Raw genomic sequence first — 20,675 nt, 5'->3', positions numbered from 1 at the left:
GAAGTGGTGATCCCACGCAAGCGCTGCTCGCTGAATTATGGAGCGAGCAATGGACGGGATCGCAACCGAGCTTCCGCTTTTTCTGTTGGCGACCTTCGCCGGCGCGTTCGTCGCCGGCCTCTCCGGCTTCGCCTTCGGCCTCGTCGCGGCATCGCTGTGGCTCTATGTGCTGACGCCGCTTCAGAGCGCCAGCCTGATCGTCGGCTTCGGCCTTCTGGTGCAGGGCTATTCGGTCTGGAAGCTGCGCGCTGCGCTCGACTGGCGCCGGCTGTGGCCTTTCATCGTCGGTGCAGCCATCGGCGTGCCGGCCGGGGTGTCGCTTCTGACCTGGGCTGATCCGAAGAGTGTTCGCATCGCGGTTGGAGCAATTCTGATCGCCTACAGCCTGTATGCATTCTTCCGGCCGCAGCTCAAGCTCGCCGCCGTCGTGCCGCCGGCCGCCGACATGACGGTCGGCTTCGTCAACGGCCTGCTCGGCGGGCTGACCGGCCTTGCCGGCATCGTCATCACCATCTGGTGCAACCTGCGAGGCCTGCCCAAGGACGCGCAGCGTGCCACGTTTCAGCCGGTCGCGGTCGCGGTGTTCGCCATGACGGCGCTTCTACTCGGCGCCAAGGGATCGCTCAGCCTCGACACGGCGAAGCTGTTCGCGCTCGGTCTGCCGTTTCTGTTCGCCGGCACATGGCTCGGGCTGAAGCTGTTCGGCCGGATCGACGAGGCCGCGTTCCGCAAGATCGTGCTCGTGCTGCTGTTCGTCTCGGGTATTGCGCTGCTGTTCTGAGCCGCCGCTCAGAACTCCCCGTGCAACCGTCCTGAAAACACCGACACTGGGCCACGATCAGCGTTGTAGGCGGGATTGACGATGAGCTGGTAGTCGGCGGTGAAGGTCAGCGCCTTGTTCAGCGCGTACGCGTAATAGGTCTCCAGCACGCGCTCGTGGCGGTAGTTGAGTTGGCCATCGCCGATGAGCGGGCCGAGACCTCCGGCGGCGATGAAGTCGCGATGGTCCTGCGACAGGCCGTTGATGGCGCCGGCGATGGCGACGACGTCGTCGGGCCGGCCCCATTTCGCGCCCTTCACCGAGACGCCGCCGGACAGGCTGCGGTCGATGTCGGTGAAGGCCATGATCTCGTTGCGGCCGTCGTTCCAGCTCCAACGGCCGAACAGGCCGATGTCGTCGGTGATCGCCTGTTCGAGGTTGAACGCATAACCGTATTTGAGGCGGCCGCGGCGGGTCTGGCTGATGTCGACGCCGAAGGCGGGATTGTCCAGCGTCTCGCGATAGCTGCCGGAGAAGGCGCTATTGACGAAGCCGAGCGTGCGCAGCTTGCCGGGCTGGCCGAACAGCGAATAGCGCAGCTCGAGCTCCGCGACGTATTCGCCGCGGCGGCCGATGTTCATGTCGAAATTGTTCGAGTTGGATACGGCATCCATCAGGAAGTAGCCGCCGCGCAGCGCCCATTGCTTCTGGTTCAATTCGGCCGTGGCACCATAGCCGAGGCCGAGCTTGTCGGCGGCGTAGTCGAAGGCGCCGGACGCCCAGATCGACCAGTTCATGAAGTCCTTGCGCGGATCATGCGCATAGGAATTGCCGTCGAACACGTCGATCACGGAGAACTTGCCGACCTGCAAGGTCAGGCGCGAGACGTCGACTTTGCTCGCGAGCTGCAACTGGCCGCTGGCAAGCTGCTCCTGCTCGCCGCCTAAGCCGAAAGTCTGGCGCACGAACAGCCGCGAGGCGTTGAAGTGCGGATAGGGGAAGCCGGATTTCTGCGCTTCGCCATTGGGGAAGCCCCCCGCGCCGGTCGTGTTGTTGAAGCCAAAGCCCTGCAGCAGCTCGGGATTGAAATAGACCTCGCCGCCGTCCCACAGCCGCGCATTCAGATAGAGCGAATTGCTCCAGGTCTGCTGGAAATCCGGCGACGGGAGCAGGCTGTTCGTTCCGGTATAGGGCGCCTGGAACGCCGGGTAGCCCTGGCCCAGCACGGTCGACTGGCCGTGGATCTCCCAGCGGCTGGACTCGGTATCGGTGATATCCGATTTCGGATTGTAGGTCGGCACACCCGGCCAGTCGATCTTGCGGTTGAGGCCGATACGCAGGCTCTGGAAATCCATCGACGACGCATATTGTCCGCCCGACGGGAAGGTGACGCTGGCGTTCTCGAACTTGCTGTAGAGATATTCGAGCCGCGCGCTCCAGTGCGGCGCGAAGGCGTATTCGACACCGCCGCCGGCGGTCCAGCCGAACCGGGTGTTCAGCACCTTCTCTTCAGTGCCCCCCGTCGGCGTCGACAGAAAACGCTCGCCGGCGAACGCCGCGCCGCCGGTTGCGTAGAACAGCCAGTTGCCGCTGGTGTAGCCGAGTCGCGCGCGCAGGCTCGCGACATAGTCCCAGCGTTCCTCCGCGCCCGACAGCGCGGTCGTCGCCGACGACACGACGTGGTTGGAGGGCAGATAGTTCGGAAACGAGATGTCGCCTTCGACGCCGAGCAGGAGCCCTGAATTGAGGCGCCAATTGTAGCCGGCCTGGACGCCACCGGTCGCGCCGTTGAACACGTTGTTGTCGGTTGCGACCGTGGGATCGGTCAGCGTCCCCGAGGAGGTGCCGCGCGTGATGCCGGTATGCGCGCCGATATAAAGGCCCGTCCAGTCATAGACGGCTTTCAGCGCCGGTGCCTTCAACGGCAGATCCGCGGCGCGCGCCGCGGCAGGAAAAACCATTACGCCCGAGGCCATCGCCGCAGCCGTCCGCAAATACCTGTAACGGTGACCTCTCAACGTCAAAACGAACGCCCCCAAACGCGAATATATCCACCCGCCCCGCTATCCCTGCCGATTCGCGGCGCCCCTGTCATCAGGTCCCTGTTGTCCACGCCATCGGCCAGGATGATCCGGCTTCGAGGCGTTTTCTTCCCAAGTCCCTGCACGTGCAGCGAACCTTATTGCGATTAATTCGCAATAGCAACTAGTACGGATTGCCGCAGGTGATCGTTCGCACCCTTGTGTGACGGGCCTGCAACAAACGGGCTCCCCAAACAGATGACCCGCCCGGGGACAGCCGGGCGGGTCGGGGGCACGACACGGGGTGGATGAGGCGCCCGTGTCGGACGCAGGATCCACGTGGGAGATCGGCCTCAGGTCTTCAAATCAGTAGCAGGTGCGAACGCGGCCGACGTACTGGCCGAAGGCGTTGTACTGGGCGACCCAGCCGCAGCGGTGATAGCCGTAGTAATAGGGGTCGTTACTCGCGGCGATCGCGGAGCCGACCACGGCGGCGGTGGCGATGCCGGCGCCGACACCGAAGACCCAGCCCGGCGGCTTGGCTTGCGCCTGCGAGGTGGTCGACACCATGGTGCCGGTGACGGCGAGGGCCGCGAGCGCGGCGGCGGCAATCTTGGTCTTGATCGACATGTGAAGCTCCATCCGGGTTGAGGCGGTCCGTTGTGGTCCGCGTGCCCAATTGGACGGAGGCTTGTCGCGTCCGGTTCGAAGGCGCCTCGGGCGCTCGTCGAATCCGAACTTTTCCCAAATGAATTCAGGAGGATGCGCGCTGGCCGAGCGGCCCCTTGGCGAGTCTGTTCACGTCGAAGTTATCGACCTCGCTCAGCAGCTCGCAAAAGGCGCGCGCGCCCTGGTCGATGAGTCGCTCGCCCTTCTCCGCGACGGCCAGCGTCGCATTGCCGACCGCGCCGCTGGCGTTGAGATCCTGCGCCTGCCAGGCGAACGGCGCCGGCCGCTGCGTCGACAGCCAGCGATATTGCTGCTCCAGCGCGACGCTGCTCGCGGGAAAATCCGCGATCGCTTCCTTGCGCACCCGATCCGGATAGCGCGCCAGCATGATCGAGGTCTCGACCGCCCCGCCATGAATGCCGTGGCGCACCTCCTCGGCCGGGAACAATGTGTCCGCGCCTGACAGTCGCGACCATGATGTCGTCACCACGAAGAGCTTGTGATGCGCACGAAGATCCTGCGCCACCAGCATCATCGCCGCGCTGTTGCCGCCATGGCTGGTGATGATGACGAGCTTCCTCACGCCGCGCCGTGCGATGTCCTCGCCGATCCCGGTCCATCGCTTCAGCGCGGTTTCGGTCGGCAAGGTCTGGGTGCCCGGATAGTCGATATGCTCGGTGGAAATCCCGACCGGTTCGACAGGAAGGAAACTGGCGGGAACGCTTGCGGGCAGAAGCTCGCGCACGCGCGAGAGATAAGCGTCCGCGATCAGCACGTCGGTCTCAAACGGCAGATGCGGGCCATGCTGCTCGGTCGCCGCCAGCGGCAGCACCGCGATCCAGCGCGCCACATCCGCGAGGGCAGCGTCGGCCCAGCGGATCCTGGTCCAGTCGCGGGACGGCGTCATCAAGGTTTCTTTGCCCGAATTTGTCACGTAATTTGGGGTTATGAGGGGACGCGGGCCAGGCCGGCTCGCGTCCCCGAACTTCATGCGGTTTTATCGCGTTGGACTGGCATCGGCTAGAAGCGATCGACGGAGTGCCATCATGACCCCCTCTCATCTGCGGCGAGCGTTAACGGCGGGCTTGTTGGCCGCTGTCGTCACTCTTGCGCCGGCGCGCGCCCAAACCCTCGACAAGGTCACCTTCGGCACCAACTGGGTCGCCGAGGCCGAGCATGGCGGCTTCTTCCAGGCGGTCGCCGACGGCACCTACAAGAAATACGGCCTCGACGTCACCATCGTCCCCGGCGGTCCCAACGAGAACAACCGGATGCTGCTGATCGCCGGCAAGATCGATTTCTTCATGGCCGCGAACACGCTGATGTCGTTCGACGCGGTTGCCAACAACGTTCCCGTCGTCACCATCGCCGCGGTGTTCCAGAAGGACCCCCAGGTGATGCTGACGCAGCCTGACGCCAAGGTCGCCAAGATCGAGGACCTCAAGCCGCTGACGCTGTTCGTCTCCAAGGAGGGCATGACGAGCTACTTCCAGTGGCTGAAGTCCGAATACGGCTTCAGCGAGAAGAACGTGCGTCCCTACAACTTCAATCCGCAGCCGTTCATCGCCAACCCCAAGAGCGCGATGCAGGGCTACGTCACCTCCGAGCCGTTCGCGGTCGAGAAGGCCGCCGGCTTCAAGCCCAACGTGCTGCTGCTCGCCGATTACGGCTTCAACACCTATTCGACCCTGATCGAGACCCGGCGCGACATTGCCGAGAAGAAGCCGGACCTGGTGCAGCGTTTCGTCGATGCCTCCATGATCGGCTGGTACAATTACATCTACCGCGACAATTCCGCCGGCAATGCCCTGATCAAGCAGCTCAACCCGGAGATGACTGACGAACTGCTCGCCTATTCCGTTGCCAACATGAAGGAATACGGCATCGTCGATTCCGGCGAGTCGTTGAAAAACGGCATCGGCGCGATGAGCGACGAGCGCTACACCTCCTTCTTCAACAAGATGGTGAAGGCCGGCGTCGTGAAGGCCGATCTCGACTTCCGCAAATCCTATACGCTGCGCTTCGTCAACAAGGGCGTCGGCGTTGAGCTGCGCCCGAGCAAGCCGTAACGCATGTTGAGAACAAGTCCGACCATGCCGATGGCCGGGTTCACCTCTCCCATAGGGAGAGGTCGGATCGCATCGTCAGATGCGATCCGGGTGAGGGGATGCGTACCCTCGTGGGACCTGAGCCCCCTCACCCGCGCCTTCGGCGCGACCTCTCCCCGATGGGGAGAGGTGGGCAGCCCGGCTCAACAACTCGCAGCCGGCGATCAATGGTAGAGCGCAAAACTTCGCCCGTGGTCGAGTCCGGCCTGACGGCGCTCGCCGTCAGTCTGCGCGGCGTTACCAAGGCCTATGACAACGGCGTCATGGCGCTCGGCCCGCTCGATCTCGCCGTGCGCAAGGGCGAGTTCATCTCGCTGCTCGGCCCGTCCGGCTGCGGCAAGTCGACGGCGCTGCGCATCATCGCCGAGCTCAGCGCGCCGTCATCGGGCACCGTGCGGGTGGCGCGGCACGAGGGTGTGCCGCAGCCCGGCCACGGCATCGGCTTCGTGTTCCAGGAGCCGACCCTGATGCCCTGGACCAGCGTGCGCGAGAACGTGCGGCTGCCGCTCAAGCTTGCCGGTGTGCCAAAGGCGGAAGCGCGCGCGCGGGCCGATGAGGCGCTGGCGAGCGTGGGTCTTGCCGATTTCGCCGAGGCCTATCCGCGCGAGCTCTCCGGCGGCATGAAGATGCGGGTGTCGCTGGCGCGCGCGCTCGTCACCGATCCCGATATCCTCCTGATGGACGAGCCGTTCGCGGCGCTCGACGAGATCACGCGCTTTCGCCTCAACAACGATCTGCTGGCGCTGTGGCGCAGCCTTCGCAAGACCGTCATCTTCGTCACCCATTCGGTGTTCGAATCCGTCTATCTGTCGCAGCGCGTCGTGGTGATGACGGCGCGGCCCGGGCGCATCCAGGCCGACATCCGCATCGAGACCGTCGAGCCGCGCGGCGAGGAGTTTCGCACCTCCGCCGCTTATTCCGATTATTGCCGGAAAGTGTCGGCCGCGCTGGCGCCGTCCTATTCGGGGCAGTCGACGCTATGAACGCGCAAAGCTCCGCCACCGCAAAACCATCGACCGCGCAGCGTGCGATGCGTTTTGTGCTCCCCGTCATCGTGTTCGCCGCCGGCCTCGCCGTCTGGGAACTGGTGGTCCGCGTCAAGGAGATCCCGCCTTACGTGCTGCCGGCGCCGTCCGTCATCGTCCTGACGCTGATCAAGGACTGGGCAGTGCTGTCACAATCGCTCGCCACCACGCTCCTGACGACACTTGAAGGCTTTGTCGCCGCCAGCATCGGCGGCATCGCGCTGGCGCTGCTGTTCAATCAGTCGAAATGGGTCGAATATTCGCTGTTCCCCTATGCCGTCGTGCTCCAGGTGACGCCAGTGATCGCGATTGCGCCACTGCTCCTGATCTATCTGGAGCAGCAGACCGCGGTCGTCGTCTGCGCCTTCATCGTCGCGTTTTTCCCGGTGCTGTCCAACACCACGCTCGGGCTCAATTCGGTCGACCGCAATCTGGCCGGCCTATTCCAGCTCTATGGCGCCTCGCCTCCGCAGACGCTGCGTTTCCTCAAGCTGCCGGCGGCGCTGCCCTACATCCTCGGGGGCCTGCGCATCGCCGGCGGCCTGTCGCTGATCGGTGCCGTGGTGGCCGAGATTGCGGCGGGCACGGCGGGGGCCGGCTCGGGCCTCGCCTACAGGATCGCCGAGTCGGGCTACCGGTTGAACATACCCCGCATGTTCGCGGCGCTGCTTTTGTTGTCGCTGGCCGGGATTGTCATCTATGGGGTGCTGGCGCTAGTTTCCCACCTCGTTTTACGGCGCTGGCACGAAAGCGCGCTTGGAAAGGAAAGCTGATGTCTACCGGTTCGATTTCGTCCGAAAAGATCGATCTTCTGATTTATGGACCGGTCCGGCCGATCCTCGATAACGGGTTTTCCGATCACTTCGTCGTGCACAAGGCCGAGACCCGCGGCGACCTCGAGCGGCTGACGCCGGCGGTCCGGGAGAAGATCCGCGGCGTGGCGGTGACCTATCACACGGTCCGCGCCGACAAGGAGTCGCTGTCGCAGCTGCCCAAGATCGAGATGGTGGCGAGCTTCGGCGTCGGCTACGACCATATCGACGCCAAGTACGCGGCCGAGCACAACATCATCGTCACCAACACGCCCGACGTGCTGACCGAGGAGGTCGCCGACGTCGCGATGGGCTTGCTCATCTCCACCTTGCGCGAATTCATCAAGGCCGACCGTTACGTCCGCTCCGGCCTCTGGCAGACCCAGAACTATCCGCTCAGTGTCGGCTCGCTGCGCGACCGCAAGGTCGGCATCGTCGGCATGGGCCGGATCGGCCAGGCCATCGCCCGCCGGCTCGATGCCTCGCTGGTGCCGGTGGTCTATCACTCCCGCAATCCGTCCAAGGACGTCACCTACAAGCACTACCCCGACCTGATCGAGATGGCGAAGGCGGTGGACACGCTGATGGTGATCGTGCCCGGCGGCGCCTCGACCAACAAGATGATCAATGCCGAGGTGCTCAAGGCGCTCGGCCCGCGCGGCGTGCTGATCAACGTCGCGCGCGGCTCCGTTGTCGACGAGCCGGCGCTGGTCCAGGCGCTGAAATCAGGCACCACCCTCGCCGCCGGCCTCGACGTGTTCGCGGCCGAGCCGAATGTACCCGACGAGCTCAAGACCATGCAGAACATCGTGCTGCTGCCGCATATCGGTTCGGCCTCGGTCGTCACGCGCAATGCGATGGACCAGCTCGTGGTCGATAATCTCAAATCCTGGTTCGCCGGCAAGCCGCCGCTGACGCCGGTTGCCGAAACGCCGTTCAAGGGGCGCTGATGAGAGCTCTTCGGGTCGTTGCATTCACCATCGCGGCATGCGTTGCCGCGATCGGCCCTGCGCATGCGCAGGATGCGACGACCCTGAAGAAATCGATGCCTGGGCAGTGGGAGCTTTCGACCACCGAGCGCAGCAAGACCTGCGTCGTCACGCTGAAGGCCGACGCCGCTGGGCAAGGCTACAAGCTGGAGCTCGAGCCGGCCTGCAAGGCCGCGCTGCCCTTCACCAAGGACATCGTCGCCTGGAGCGTGAGGGGCCTCGACATCGTCCGCTTGCAGGATGCGACCGGTGAGGCCGTGATCGACTTCACCGAGGTCGAGGCCGGCATCTTCGAGGGCCTGCGTCAGGGCGAGGGCGTCTACATCCTGCAGGACCTCGCCGCCGCGCGCTCGATGGCCAAGTCGATGGACCAGATGATCGGCGACTGGGCCATGGTGCGCGGCAACGGCCAGCCGATCTGCGGATTGACGCTGACCAACACGGAAGCCGGCCAGGACAATTTTCAGGTCTTCCTCAAGCCGAAATGCGACGCGGCGATCGCGCAGTTCAACCCGACGCAATGGCGGCTCGAGCGCGGCCAGATCATCCTGATGTCGAAGTCAGGCGAGACCTGGCAGTTCGAGGCCGACGACAATGCGCAGTGGCGGCGCGTCCCCGACACCGCCGATCCCGTGATCATGCTGCGGCAGTAGGCGCCGCTCCGTTCTTAACTTCCCGCCACGCAATTTTTCTGTTGCCCATGTCGATCCGGCGTCGGGCGGATCGTCATTCCAGTAGCGAGCTGATCGCGCAGCCGAGCCGGCCGCCTCTCGCCTCAACAGGAGTTTTGTATGCGCTTCATGTACATCGTCACGTCCAGCCAGCCAATGAGGGGCCCGACCCCGGCGCTGATGGAGGCCATGCAGAAGATTTCCGAGCGGGAAATCAAGGCGGGCCGGATGATCGACACTGGCGGCCTGATGCCGCTTGCGACCGGCGCACGTGTGCGGATCGTCGACGGCGAACTCAGCGTCGTCGACGGCCCCTTCATCGAGGCCAAGGAAGTGGTCGGCGGCTACGCCATTTTCGAGCTGCGCGACAAGGCCGAAGCTCTGGCCATGGCCAAGGAGTTCATGCAGCTGCACCTCGACCACATGCCGGGTTGGGACGGCACCTGCGAGTTGCGGGCCTTCGCCACGCCGGGCGTGGACGGAGCCTGCGAGGTCAAGGCAGCAGCTCACGCCTGATGGGTGAGACAGCCCATCCCCGTCGGCGGCGATGACGGCCGCCGAAATCGATCGCGTCATCCGCGCCACCTGGCGTGTCGTTCAGCCGCGGCTGATCGCCACGCTGTCGCGGATGCTGCGCGACGTGCCGCTTGCGGAAGAGCTGACCCAGGACGCGCTGGTCGCGGCGCTGGAGGCCTGGCCCGTCATCGGCGTGCCCGACAATCCCGGCGCGTGGCTCATGGTGACCGCCAGGCGGCGCGCGCTTGATCATTTGCGCCGCGGCAGGATGCTCACAAACAAGCACGACATGCTGGCGCGGGACATGTTGCAGGAGCAGGAGATCGTGCCGGATTTCGATGCTGCGCTCGACGACGACATCGGCGATGAATTGTTGCGGCTGATCTTTACGGCCTGCCACCCGATCCTGTCGCGCGAGGCCCGCGCGGCTCTGGCGCTGCGCATGATCTGCGGCTTGACCACGTCCGAGATTGCGCGCGCCTACCTCGTGCCGGAAGCAACCATCTCCCAGCGCATCGTCCGCGCCAAGCGAACGCTGTCTGGATCCGGGCTCGCCTATGAGACGCCGAGCGGCGAAGCATTGTCAGAGCGTCTCGCCTCGGTGTTGCAGGTCGTCTATCTCATTTTCAACGAAGGCTACCTCGCGGCACGCGGTGAGGAGTGGCTACGGCCGCAGCTCTGCAACGAAGCACTGCGCATGGGCCGCGTGCTCGTAGGTCTCGCGCCGGACGAGCCTGAGGTTCACGGCCTCGTCGCCCTGATGGATTTGAATGCCTCGCGGACCCATGCCCGCACCGATGCGAATGGTGATCCCATTCTGCTGATGGATCAGGATCGCGCGCTCTGGGATTGGTTGCAGATCCGTCGCGGCCTGCGCTCGCTCGAGCGCGCCACCGAACTCGGCGGCGCCGGCGGATTTTACGCGCTTCAGGCTGCGATTGCGGCGTGTCACGCCAGGGCGGAGACCGCGGCAGCGACCAATTGGCGACGCATCGCGCAGCTCTACGCCGAGCTCGCGCTTCTGGTGCGCTCGCCAATCATCGAGCTTAATCGTGCGGTTGCGGTTGGCATGGCCGAGGGACCGCAAGCCGGACTGGACGTGCTGGACACGATCGCAGGCGCGCCGGCGCTGGCGGCCTATCATCATCTGCCGGCAGTTCGTGGCGATTTCCTGGAAAGGCTTGGGCGGCTTGCGGAGGCGCGGCAGGCGTTCGAAGCCGCCGCGCATCTTGCGACCAATGGACGTGAGCGCTCCATGATGGAGCGCCGCGCCGCGGCGCTCCACAGCGAGCGTCGCTAGCTCATCGGCTTCGGCGGCGGCGCGGTGCCTTGCGCCCATTTCTCCAGCTTGCCGAGCACGCCCCAGGCAGTGAGCGCCAGCGAGATCGGCATCGCGAACTGGCCGAGGCCCGGCACCGCGGACACGATGGTCCCGAGCAGTCCGGCAATGCCTCCGGCATTGGGGCTTGCCGTCACCGCTGAGAGCAGCGCGGTGAGCACCGCGCCGCCGAGACCGAGCGCGGTCTTCTTGCCGTTGAGCAGCTTGCCGATGGTCTCGCCGAGCGCGCCGTTGACCTGGCCGAGGACGGGCTTGCCGTCCTTGTTGAGCAGGGTGCTGAGCAGATCGACGACCTGCTTCAACTGGTCGACCGGAGCAGGGTTGGCCGGATTGATCGCTCCGGGCACCGGCAGCGTCTTGTTGTTGATGAGGGCGAAGAGCCGCTCGAACAGCGTGATCGGATCGGTGGCAGCCGGCGGCATGGTTGCCGGCGGCGTGCTTGTCACTGGCGGGCCCGGCGGGATGCGTGTCGCTGGCGGGCCGCCCCGCATGATCTGCGCGAGATCCTCCAGCCGCTTCAGGATCTGCGACAGGTCGCCGGTCGGCGCGGGGGTGACCGGCTTCTGCGCCGCGCGCGTGATGGCGGCAACCGTCATCGTGTCGAGGACGCCGGTTTCGGTGATGCCGTGTTGCTGCTGAAACTGCGCCACCGCCGCCTTGGTCCTCGGTCCGACGATGCCGTCCTCGTCGAGCATCGGATTGGCGCCGAGGTCGTTGAGGCATTTCTGCATCAACAGCGCCGTCGACGCCATCTGCTCCTCGGGCTCGAGATGGCTCAGCATGGCCGGGCCGCCGTCGAAGCTGATCGACGCATCGAGATCCATCATCGCCTTGAGGATCACCGCAGCGCCGAGCTGCGGATCGACCGTGCCCGGATCGAACGAGCCGTCGCCGACGAACTTGCCGCCCCTTTGCTCGGGCGGGCCGTAGACGTTGGAGCCCGACCAGAGATAGGGCGAGTTGACCCCGCGGCCGCGATAGCCGAAGCCGTTGTACTGCTCCAGGCGGAACATCGTCTTCGCGATGCCCCAGTCGCGGGCGCCGACGAATCCCTCCAGCCTGAGCGCGTCGACGGCGCCTTCGGCGAACGAGGCGAACGGGCCGCGCCCCTTGGGGACGATGGTCGTGACGCGATTGAGCGCCTGGCCGTTGCCGAGATAAGTGTTGAAGTTGAAGCTGGATTCACGCGAGTGCAGCACCGCGACGAACCACCAGGGTACGTCGGTCTTGTTCTGGATCTCCGTGTACGTGTCCTTGTGGTTGATGGCCTTGCGCGCCGCCTCGGTGGCGGCGTCGGCACGTCCGGGCCTGATCCTCATGTTGGACCAGTTTCGTTCGTATTCGTCCTTGATGGTTTCGAATGACACCTTCATGTCCTGCTCCCGTGAAAAGCGATGAAATTGCGAAATTGATGAAATCGGCCGGGGTCGCGGAGATCAGAGTGAATCAGGCGCCGTGATCAGCGCGTGACTCCAGCGTGATCCCCCTAAATCTGGCACCTTGTCCGCCCGGCGCATGTGAACTGGCTTACAGCCTCGGCGGGAAACGAGCGGCAGGATGGCGGCGGGGCCGGCGCCGGCCGGGGCCGTCCCCAAGGGAACTGGCGGGGCCGTCAGTCGGTTGACGAGCCGGAAGGTCCGGCAAGGAGCCCTGCATGGCCAAGCGCGTCCTCGCGATCGGCATCGAACCCGGCAATGCGGATTACGACGCGTTCCCGCAGCTCACGCCGGAGCTCGTGCGCAACTATATCGAGGCGCAGCTGTTGCGCCTGCGCGATCTCGGCTTCGAGGTCACGAGCTGCCTGATCGACCTCGACGCGACGGCGGAGGCCGCCGTGACCGCGGCGCTGCGCGACGAGCGCTTCGACTGCATCGTGATCGGCGCCGGCCTGCGCGAGCCGAAGGAGCGGCTGCTGCTGTTCGAGAAGGTGCTCAACCTCGTCCATTGCCTGGCACCGGACGCGGCGATCTGCTTCAACACCACGCCCGCGGACACCGCGGAGGCCGTGCAGCGCTGGATCGAGCCCCGCTGACCGGCTCGCGCCGACCGTGAAGATGGCGTGTATCGGTTCGGCAACACAACCGCCCGCTGACCACGCAGGCGTTGTGCGCAAAAACGTCCCGCCTACTGTCCGTCCACGGAGAAGGCGAGCAGCACGTTGCCGGGCGCGGTACCATAATTTGTGTAGCCCGAGTTGACGTAGAGGATGCCCCCGGCGATCACCGGTCCCGGTCCATCGAGCGAGCCGCCATGCGCCGATACGCCGTTCACGGTCGCATAGTCCCGCATGGTGTCGACGTCCCAGATGATCTCGCCGCTCTTGACGGCATAGGCCCGCAGGTGGCCGTCCAGTCCGCCGGAGAACACCACACCAGGAATCGCGGTTACCGCAGCCGACTGCGCAGGGCTGCATCCCGGCCGATCTCCGCAGCCCGGATGTGCCGCGTGCCAGACGATCTCGCCCGTCGCCTGGTTCATCGCGTACAGCCCGCCGCCCTGACTTGGATCGAGCTTCATGGGTATCCCAAAGACCGATTTCTGCGCGCCGGCGGTGGCCGGCGGCACGGCCTTCAAGCCGACATCCGACACCGCGACATAGACGTTGGCATCATCCGCAGCCGAGCCCCATTGCACGCCGCCGAGCGTGCTGCCGAGTCCTACCCGGCGCTGCCAGATGATGGCACCATCGCGGTCCGGATCGAGCGCGTACACCATGCCGGATTTCTGGCCGGCAACGAGCGCACGACGTCCGTCAGGTAGATCGACCAGGATCGGAGAGGAGCCGAAATCGAAATCGGGACCCTTGGTGCCGGGGCAGTTGGCGCGATACTGGCCGCTGCACGCGATGTTGTAGGCATCACCCTCGGTCATCTGCCGCGACCAGGCGAGCCGTCCGGTGCCCAGATCGAAGGCCACAAACGCGTCGGAGGTCGTGGAGGCCGGGTCCAGATAACTGTCGCCCGTCGTCGCATAGATCCGATTTGTCTTGAGGTCGATGGTCGGCGACGACCAGATCGCGCCGCCAGAGGGTCCGAAGAGCTGGACACCGATCTCGTTGAGGCGGATTGGCTGGGCCGGCGGGCTGACATAGCCGCGCCACAGCACCTCGCCGGTCCTGGTGTCGAGCGCGGCAATCAGACCGCGGAAGGTGCAGCACGAATAGCGTGGATCGATCGCCAATACCTCTTCGACGGAGGAGACTGGCACATAAAGCACATGATTGGCCAAGGTCGGCGCGCCCGTGATCACGGCCCCCGCATGCGCATCGACACGTGTCCTCCACAGCAGCTTCCCGCTCTCGGCATCGAGCGCATAAGCCTCACCGCGTTGATCGCCGAAATAGGCGGTCGTGCCCCGCTCATCCTCGCCGATGGTGATCGCGGTGCGTACGCCGAAGCCGGCGTCGAACACCCAGCGCTGGCAGCCAAGTCTGGCATCCAGCGCATAGACCTTGCCTCCCGCACTGCCCACGAAGACCCGACCGCCCCAAACCGTCGGCTGCGCGTAGGCTCTGGTATCGCCGGGAAAGCCGAACGCCCATTTGAGCTTCAGGCGCGGAACATCGTCCGGTGAAAGCTGGGCCATGACAGCAGGTTGAAAGCGGTGTTGAGCGATGTCGACGCCCCAGCCGTTCCAGCGCGGCAACGAAGCGTCCGCAAGCGCTGGGCCCCGCTCACCGCATGTGGAATCCGGTAGTGGCGGCTGCTGCTCCGGTGGTGTCCCGACGAGATAGCGAACGATTTCCTGAATGTCGTGTTGGCTCAGGTCGCGTCCCTGCTGGCTCATCATGCCGAACATCAAGGCAAAGCTCACCCGCTCGGGCCTGAATTGCCGTAGCGCGGCGGCGTCAGGCGCGCGTGCCACGCCACCCTCGTGGCACGATGAGCAGTGCGTGCGGTAAAGTGCCTCGCCACGCGAGCTTGGCGCCTCCTCCGCATGATCCGGAAGCACGCCGGTGAGCAATATGCCCACTCCAAGCAGGAGACGTGCGAAGAGAGTGTATCCAGAGCGGTGCCTGGCCGTACTCGTCATTCTCGCCACCCTCGTCATAACGAAGCGCGCTTCGGCAACAGAAGATCAGCGCGCGTGGTCGTCAAGGCGTATCACGAATAAACAACCAAAGCGAGCATGAGGGGCAGATTACCAGTGTCTGATCATCGGGATCAAACAATGTCGTCGGGTTGCGAAGCGCCATGATGGCCTCGCCGCCAACTACCTTGGCCTTGGTTCAACTCGCGGCAATCAAGCTATGGCTGCGTCTTGGTGAGTCCACGTCCTAGCACTACTTTGGCAGAATTAGCTTTCGCCGTTGTCGAAGCGCGACAAAATCAACAACCTGCCCAAGCAGTGCTACCGCACAAGAGTGGTCCGGGACCAGTAACCGTTGTAGCTACGGTACTGAATTTGAAAACCGCGCTTTCGCAGATTGTGACCGATCATTCGGTTCATCCATCCGTGCCCTATCAGGGCCGTTTCGTCCGCGCCTTCAGATTGCATAAGCTTTTCGGTTGCTGCGCGAGCACGCAGACGAAATGCGGTAATGTCCTCATCTGCAGGAGCGCCGCATAGCCATGTTATCCTGCCAATTGCGGTCCATGCGCTGGAGTTCATACGCAAAGGGATGGTTGGGATGGTGATAGCTGCCTCGTTGAACAGCGGATCGCTGTACACCCTATCTGACTTAAGCAATGCCCTTGCCGATTCGGAGGCCCTCGGTAGGGAACTCGAGATCACTTTGTCGATCCCGGCAGATTCAAGCCATTTTACGAGCGAATTAGGCGGCCAATCCATGATCCCTGCTGCATCGTATGCCTCGACCCAGCACCGGTAGTCCTGACGCGAGAGTGCCGCCTGCGGACGACAGGCCGGCTGACCGTGCCGTATCAGGTGGATGCGCTGTGTCATGCCAATACTGTTCCACTTTCGAGCGTCTTATAAAAGTTAGTTTCGCGGACGTTCAGGCCAGCGGCGGTCTTCCGGACGGTGGGAATGGAAGCGATACGCGTTCGCACCTTCTGGAGCGAGTACGTGGCTCTCTCATATGTCAACTTTCGTGGAAAGAGCGGTCCGGGCCCGGGGGCACGCCGATTCTGCCAAAGTAGTGCTAGGGCGACCTCTGTCGGTACTCGGAGCCGCAAGGCAGGCGATTTGATCTGGCCTGAATCCATGGCGGGCGTTAAGATTCGCCTCACCACAGGGAGGGCGAGCATGCTTCGAGGTCTGGGTATTGGAAGTTTTGCGATCTCGGCATGTCTGACGGTCGCGATGGTGATGCCGGCGCATGAAGCGGCGGCCCAGGATGCCCTCGGCGGCGCGATCATTGGTGGTGTCGGCGGGGCGATCCTCGGAGGCGCGCTTGGCGGCGGCCGCGGCGCGGCAATCGGCGCCGTCGTCGGTGCCGGCACGGGCGCTGCCATCGCCTCCGAGGGCGAGCGCCGTCGCTCCGGCTATTACGCCTATCAGCGCGGCTGCTACATGCAGCGCCCCGACGGCTATTACGTCCGGGTCGATCCCCGCTATTGCTATTAAGGCTCGAGCCCTCGCGCTTTAACTCTTCGCGCCCGCCGGCATGATCTGGAGCAGCGGCTCCGGCTGGATCGAGATCTGCCCGGCGAACGGCCGGTCGTGGGCGGCGATGAGCAGCACCGAGGTGGCGACGCCGGTCGCGAACAGGCCCATCGCGATCGCCGATCCCAGGCGGTTGTCGCAATGAACGAGCCCGATCACCAGCAGCGCGCAGGCGGCCTGCAGATACAGGCACCACCATTTGACCGGATTGACCGCGGCGAGGCTGACGATGATCCGCTGCCGCCGCGCATCCAGTGCCTGCTCCAGCGCGGCGAGCAGCTCGCGCTGCACGTTCGCCTGCCCCGTGCCCTGCGGCGTCATGGCGACGACGAGCTGCAGGGCTTCCGCGAGCGCCGGCGGTGTCACCTTCAGCGAGGCTTGCTGATGCGCCATCATCGGCCATTCCACCGCCACTGCCTGCCCGACATAGTCGCGCACGAGACCACTCAGCTTGGTCTCCTGCTCCGCCGGCAGGCCGGCGGCGAGCAGCACGACGCTGCGCAGCGCGCTGGCCTCGCGGCTCACCGCGGCGCTGGCGCGGTCGCTGTCGCCCCAGACCTGCGCCGCGATGAAGGCGACGAACAGGCCGAAGATGATGCCGAGCACCGGCAGCATCCCCGGCGAGATCGCCTTCAGCGATTTGGCGCGCTCCTCCGTCGCGGCCAGCGCGATGCCGGAGAAGATCGCCGCGGCGAGGAAATAGGTGAATCCAAAGATCACCAACGCCATCAAGGGCACAGGCAGATTGTGCAGCCAGTCGCTCATGCTGCTCTTGTCGCCTGATTTGGTGCCCTAGATCAACCGCATCCCGCGCAAACTCGCACGCCCGCTTCTGCCGACGATGATGTAGCGTGCACGGCAATCCCGAGCGGCTTGGCAATGTCGATAGCAGGGGACGTGGACAGGGCACTGTAAGAAGTGACCGATTGTGATCATCACGTTAGCCTTTGAAGGCGTGTGCCATTTCACTCACGAGTGATCATCAGCGGACTTCAGCTCTCACCTCAAAGGACTAAACCATATCGAGGAAGAGCGAGATGGTTACATACAGCCACATCATTATCGGGGCCGGGTCCGCTGGCTGCACACTGGCCAGCCGTCTGACAGAGGATCCCGACACGCGCGTGCTTCTGCTGGAAGCCGGTGGCTGGGATCGTGATCTGCATATCCACGTCCCGCTTCTGTGGCCGCGGATGTTTCTCAAACAGCGGAACGACTGGGGCTTCTTCACCGAGCCTGAAGCGAGCATGGGCGGCCGGCCCATCGAATTCGCGCGCGGCAAGGTCATCGGCGGTTCATCCTCGACCAACGCCATGGCCTATGTGCGTGGCCATCGCAGCGACTATGACCGCTGGGCGTCGGCCGGGCTTCGCGACTGGTCCTATGCGCACGTTCTTCCCTATTTCCGGCGGCAGGAGTCATGGGAAGGAGGTGCCGACACCTGGCGCGGCGGCGACGGCCCGCTCACCACGCGCTTCAGCCGCTACCAGGACCCTCTCGTGGACGCCTTCATGGCAGCGGGAGAAGCAGCCGGCCATCCGGTCACACCGGACTACAACGGCGCACAACAGGAAGGCTTCGGCCGTTGGCAATCGACCATCCGCCGTGGACGGAGATGCAGCGCGGCCGTTGCCTATCTGCGGCCGGCGCTGCGGCGCGGCCAGATCGACATCGTCACGGGTGCCCCGGCAAGCTCCATTATCTTCGAGGGCCGACGCGCGGTTGGCGTCGCGTACCTGCACGGCGGCAGGACGCAGACAGCACATGCCGATCGCGAGATCATCCTTGCCGCCGGCGTCATCGGTTCGCCGCATCTGTTGATGCTGTCGGGCATTGGCGATCCCGACGTGCTTCAGCGCCACGACATTCCGGTCCGCATGGCGCTGCGCGGCGTCGGACAGAACTTGCAGGACCACATTTCCGCGCCGGTCGCCTATGCTCGACGCGGCGCCGGTCCGTTGCACAGACGCATGCGCGCCGACCGGATCGCGATCGATCTCGTGCGGCAACAGCTGTTCGGCACCGGCATCGCGAGCGACCTGCCCGCGGCCGCCATGGCGTTCCTGAACACTAGGGTCGGCGGCAACGTGCCGGATGTGCAGTTCCTGTTCGTCGCGCTTCCCATGACGGCCGGACCCTACTTCAGCCCGGTCGTGCAGCCCTATGCCGACGGCTTCTCCTGCCGGGTCGTCCTGCTCAGGCCGGAGAGCCGAGGGCGTCTGGACCTCGTTTCGCGCGATCCATCAACCGCCCCACGGATCGTTGGCAACTATCTCGCGACTGATTACGACCGCATCGTCCTGCGCGAGGGCCTGCGGCTGGCGCGCGACGTCGGGCATCAGCTCGCGCTGAAACCGTTCATTGCCGCCGAACTGGCGCCGGGCCCGGACAACTGGTCGGACTCCGGGCTCGACGCCCATATCGCGGCCACGGGTATCACCGTCCATCATCCGCTCGGCACGTGCCGCATGGGACCGGAAAGCGATGGAATGACCGTTGTCGACAGCGAGTTGCGCGTTCATGGGGTTGAGAACCTTCGCGTTGTCGACGCATCGGTCATGCCGGACATGGTTGGCGGTAACATCAACGCAGCAGTCATCATGATCGCGGAAAAGGCTTCTGATGTCTTGCGAGGCAGGCCAGCCCTCGCTCCAACGCCCGGTTGTTGAGGGACTCTCCCCAATCGCGTCGTTCTGCGAGGTTCGCGGTCAGGTTCGCTTGAGTTAGCCCCGAAGTTAGCTCCAAGAGCCGACGTCATTCAAATCAGCCGCATCCCCTTCAGGCTCGCATGCCCGTTCTTGCCGACGATGATGTGGTCGTGCACCTGCAATTAGTGGCCGCCGCCGCCGCGTAACAAGTGAGGTGAACGCCAGAACGCCACTGCCGCGCCACCAAATCGCCCAACGACTCAACGACGCATGTTGCATCGGGCCGGGGCGGTGCGCATGGGTGGTGTAGTGATGCGCGATTGGTCCAATCTTTATGTGACTGCGTCCGTGAGCGGACTGATGGTCACGATGCTTTTGCTTGGCGCGATCCTCGCTCGAAATGTCGGACCGGCGGAGAAGAAAGGCGTCCGGATCATCGCTGTGTCAGAGCACAGCGAGGCCCGCACCCAGACAACTTCCGAGAACGGTGGCGGAGCTACGGTAGATTTTGGTGTCGCGGACCTTAGAGGGTCGCTGCCGTAGGGAAGTGATCATCGGCCCGCCCTGCCGAGCCCGCTGAGAGACCTTCCGGCGTCGCCCCCGCGCCGCCGAGGAACCCGATGAAGGAGCGCCGGTTCATTGCCCAGTCCCTCCCGTGCTTCCGGCCGAAGGGATAGCACACTTTGGTACGGCAGGAGACTGCTGCGCTGCGGGATTTGCAGACGGTCAATCGCGTCGTTTTGCGAGGTTCGCGGTAAGGTCCGCTTTAGCCTCCAAGATTAGCCTCCAAGAGTCGACGCCATTCAAATCAGCCGCATCCCCTTCAGGCTTGCATGCCCGTTCTTGCCGACGATGATGTGGTCGTGCACGGCAATCCCGAGCGGCTTTGCGATGTCGATGATCGCCTTCGTCATCTGAATGTCGGCCTGCGACGGCGAAGGATCGCCGCTGGGATGATTATGCACCAGGATCAGCGCGGTCGCTGACAATTCCAGTGCGCGCTTGATCACCTCGCGCGGATAGACCGGCGTGTGGTCGACGGTGCCGGTCTGCTGGACCTCGTCGGCGATCAGCTGGTTGCGCTTGTCGAGGAACAGCAGGCGGAATTGCTCCTTGTCGGCAAAGGCCATGCTGCTGCGGCAATAGGCGATCACCTCGTTCCAGGACGATAGCGCGTTGCGGCTGTTGACCTCGCCCTTGGCGACGCGATGCGCCGCGGCCGCGATCAGCTTGAGCTGGTTGATCGCGGCTTCGCCGACGCCGTCGACCTCGCGCAGGCGCGCCACCGGCGCGTGCACGACCTCGGCGAACGATCCGAATGTCTTGATCAGCGTCTTCGCCAGCGGCTTGGTGTCGCGCCGCGGTAGCGCCGCAAACAGCGCCATCTCGAGCAGCTCGTAGTCGCTGAGCGCGTCCGCGCCGGCGCTGTAGAAGCGCTCGCGCAGCCGCTCGCGATGGCCGTGATAGTGCGGCGCGTCCTCCGGCTTGCTCTTGTCGTGGTCTGGCTTGGCGGGCATCGGCCACAACCATGCCGTACGGTGCGCGTTTT

19 protein-coding genes are annotated in these 20,675 nt (G+C 64.7%); 11 read left to right on the top strand and 8 right to left on the bottom strand.

The genetic code is table 11. From position 1 onward, the window contains the following. Positions 1-49: 49 nt before the first annotated feature. Entirely contained in the window at positions 50-781 is a 732-nt protein-coding gene (locus tag QA642_RS45080; RefSeq protein WP_283082568.1) for a sulfite exporter TauE/SafE family protein, read from the top strand. A gap of 8 nt (positions 782-789) precedes the next feature. On the opposite strand, the gene QA642_RS45075 is transcribed toward QA642_RS45080, so the two are convergent. The 3 genes from QA642_RS45075 to QA642_RS45065 form a co-directional block, all read right to left on the bottom strand. After that, positions 790-2,721, bottom strand: a complete 1,932-nt coding sequence (locus QA642_RS45075) for a carbohydrate porin (protein WP_283082567.1) — start codon at positions 2,719-2,721, stop codon at positions 790-792. A 426-nt stretch (positions 2,722-3,147) separates the two neighbouring features. Continuing rightward, complete coding sequence (locus QA642_RS45070; protein ID WP_027564216.1) at positions 3,148-3,411, bottom strand: hypothetical protein; 264 nt, start codon at positions 3,409-3,411, stop codon at positions 3,148-3,150. Between the two features lie 124 nt (positions 3,412-3,535). Next, positions 3,536-4,357, bottom strand: coding sequence for a creatininase family protein (locus QA642_RS45065; RefSeq protein WP_283082566.1), 822 nt, complete (start codon positions 4,355-4,357; stop codon positions 3,536-3,538). Between the two features lie 139 nt (positions 4,358-4,496). Here QA642_RS45065 and QA642_RS45060 point away from each other — a divergent pair, with 139 nt between their 5' ends. From QA642_RS45060 to QA642_RS45030, 7 genes are all read left to right on the top strand, one after another. Further along, entirely contained in the window at positions 4,497-5,519 is a 1,023-nt protein-coding gene (locus QA642_RS45060; protein WP_283082565.1) for an ABC transporter substrate-binding protein, read from the top strand. Between the two features lie 206 nt (positions 5,520-5,725). Further along, a complete protein-coding gene (locus tag QA642_RS45055) occupies positions 5,726-6,541 on the top strand; it encodes an ABC transporter ATP-binding protein (RefSeq protein WP_283082564.1) in 816 nt (271 codons plus the stop codon). Then, positions 6,538-7,356, top strand: coding sequence for an ABC transporter permease (locus QA642_RS45050; RefSeq protein WP_283082563.1), 819 nt, complete (start codon positions 6,538-6,540; stop codon positions 7,354-7,356). Before QA642_RS45055 ends, QA642_RS45050 begins: the two co-directional genes overlap by 4 nt. After that, positions 7,356-8,345 carry a 2-hydroxyacid dehydrogenase gene (locus QA642_RS45045; RefSeq protein ID WP_283082562.1) on the top strand — a complete coding sequence of 330 codons (990 nt, stop codon included), beginning with the start codon at positions 7,356-7,358 and terminating at the stop codon, positions 8,343-8,345. Before QA642_RS45050 ends, QA642_RS45045 begins: the two co-directional genes overlap by 1 nt. Continuing rightward, complete coding sequence (locus QA642_RS45040) at positions 8,345-9,037, top strand: AprI/Inh family metalloprotease inhibitor (RefSeq protein WP_283082561.1); 693 nt, start codon at positions 8,345-8,347, stop codon at positions 9,035-9,037. The genes QA642_RS45045 and QA642_RS45040 overlap by 1 nt, the downstream gene beginning before the upstream one ends. Positions 9,038-9,175: 138 nt before the next feature. Beyond that, positions 9,176-9,571 (top strand): YciI family protein, encoded by a 396-nt coding sequence (locus tag QA642_RS45035; RefSeq protein ID WP_283082560.1) that lies wholly within the window; start codon positions 9,176-9,178, stop codon positions 9,569-9,571. 31 nt (positions 9,572-9,602) lie between these two features. Further along, positions 9,603-10,871, top strand: coding sequence for an RNA polymerase sigma factor (locus QA642_RS45030; protein ID WP_283082559.1), 1,269 nt, complete (start codon positions 9,603-9,605; stop codon positions 10,869-10,871). Here the strand turns inward: QA642_RS45030 and QA642_RS45025 are convergent. Further along, positions 10,868-12,283, bottom strand: coding sequence for a peptidoglycan-binding protein (locus QA642_RS45025; RefSeq protein WP_283082558.1), 1,416 nt, complete (start codon positions 12,281-12,283; stop codon positions 10,868-10,870). The two genes, QA642_RS45030 and QA642_RS45025, sit on opposite strands and share 4 nt — an antisense overlap. Positions 12,284-12,564: 281 nt before the next feature. Between QA642_RS45025 and QA642_RS45020 the strand changes: the two genes are divergently transcribed. Further along, positions 12,565-12,942 carry a hypothetical protein gene (locus QA642_RS45020; RefSeq protein ID WP_283082557.1) on the top strand — a complete coding sequence of 126 codons (378 nt, stop codon included), beginning with the start codon at positions 12,565-12,567 and terminating at the stop codon, positions 12,940-12,942. A gap of 92 nt (positions 12,943-13,034) precedes the next feature. Here QA642_RS45020 and QA642_RS45015 read toward each other — a convergent pair whose 3' ends face one another. Both QA642_RS45015 and QA642_RS45010 read right to left on the bottom strand, forming a co-directional pair. Further along, on the bottom strand, positions 13,035-14,774 hold the full coding sequence (locus QA642_RS45015) for a PQQ-binding-like beta-propeller repeat protein (protein ID WP_283082556.1): 1,740 nt from the start codon (positions 14,772-14,774) through the stop codon (positions 13,035-13,037). A gap of 486 nt (positions 14,775-15,260) precedes the next feature. Continuing rightward, the gene (locus QA642_RS45010; RefSeq protein WP_283082555.1) at positions 15,261-15,815 is read right to left on the bottom strand and encodes a histidine phosphatase family protein; all 555 of its coding nucleotides are present in this window, start codon (positions 15,813-15,815) and stop codon (positions 15,261-15,263) included. Between the two features lie 303 nt (positions 15,816-16,118). On the opposite strand from QA642_RS45010, the gene QA642_RS45005 reads away from it, so the two are divergent. Then, positions 16,119-16,439 (top strand): hypothetical protein, encoded by a 321-nt coding sequence (locus QA642_RS45005; RefSeq protein ID WP_283082554.1) that lies wholly within the window; start codon positions 16,119-16,121, stop codon positions 16,437-16,439. An 18-nt stretch (positions 16,440-16,457) separates the two neighbouring features. On the opposite strand, the gene QA642_RS45000 is transcribed toward QA642_RS45005, so the two are convergent. Next, a complete protein-coding gene (locus QA642_RS45000) occupies positions 16,458-17,243 on the bottom strand; it encodes a DUF4239 domain-containing protein (protein WP_283082553.1) in 786 nt (261 codons plus the stop codon). Positions 17,244-17,515: 272 nt separating this feature from the next. Between QA642_RS45000 and QA642_RS44995 the strand changes: the two genes are divergently transcribed. Then, positions 17,516-19,147 (top strand): GMC family oxidoreductase N-terminal domain-containing protein, encoded by a 1,632-nt coding sequence (locus QA642_RS44995; RefSeq protein ID WP_283082552.1) that lies wholly within the window; start codon positions 17,516-17,518, stop codon positions 19,145-19,147. Between the two features lie 782 nt (positions 19,148-19,929). On the opposite strand, the gene radC is transcribed toward QA642_RS44995, so the two are convergent. Then, positions 19,930-20,643 (bottom strand): DNA repair protein RadC, encoded by a 714-nt coding sequence (radC, locus tag QA642_RS44990; RefSeq protein ID WP_283082551.1) that lies wholly within the window; start codon positions 20,641-20,643, stop codon positions 19,930-19,932. Between the last annotated feature and the right edge of the window lie 32 nt (positions 20,644-20,675).

The organism is Bradyrhizobium sp. CB2312 (assembly GCF_029714425.1).
GTDB lineage: Bacteria > Pseudomonadota > Alphaproteobacteria > Rhizobiales > Xanthobacteraceae > Bradyrhizobium.
Note: the sequence above shows the minus strand (reverse complement) of the source record. Positions and strands in the feature narration are given on the sequence as shown.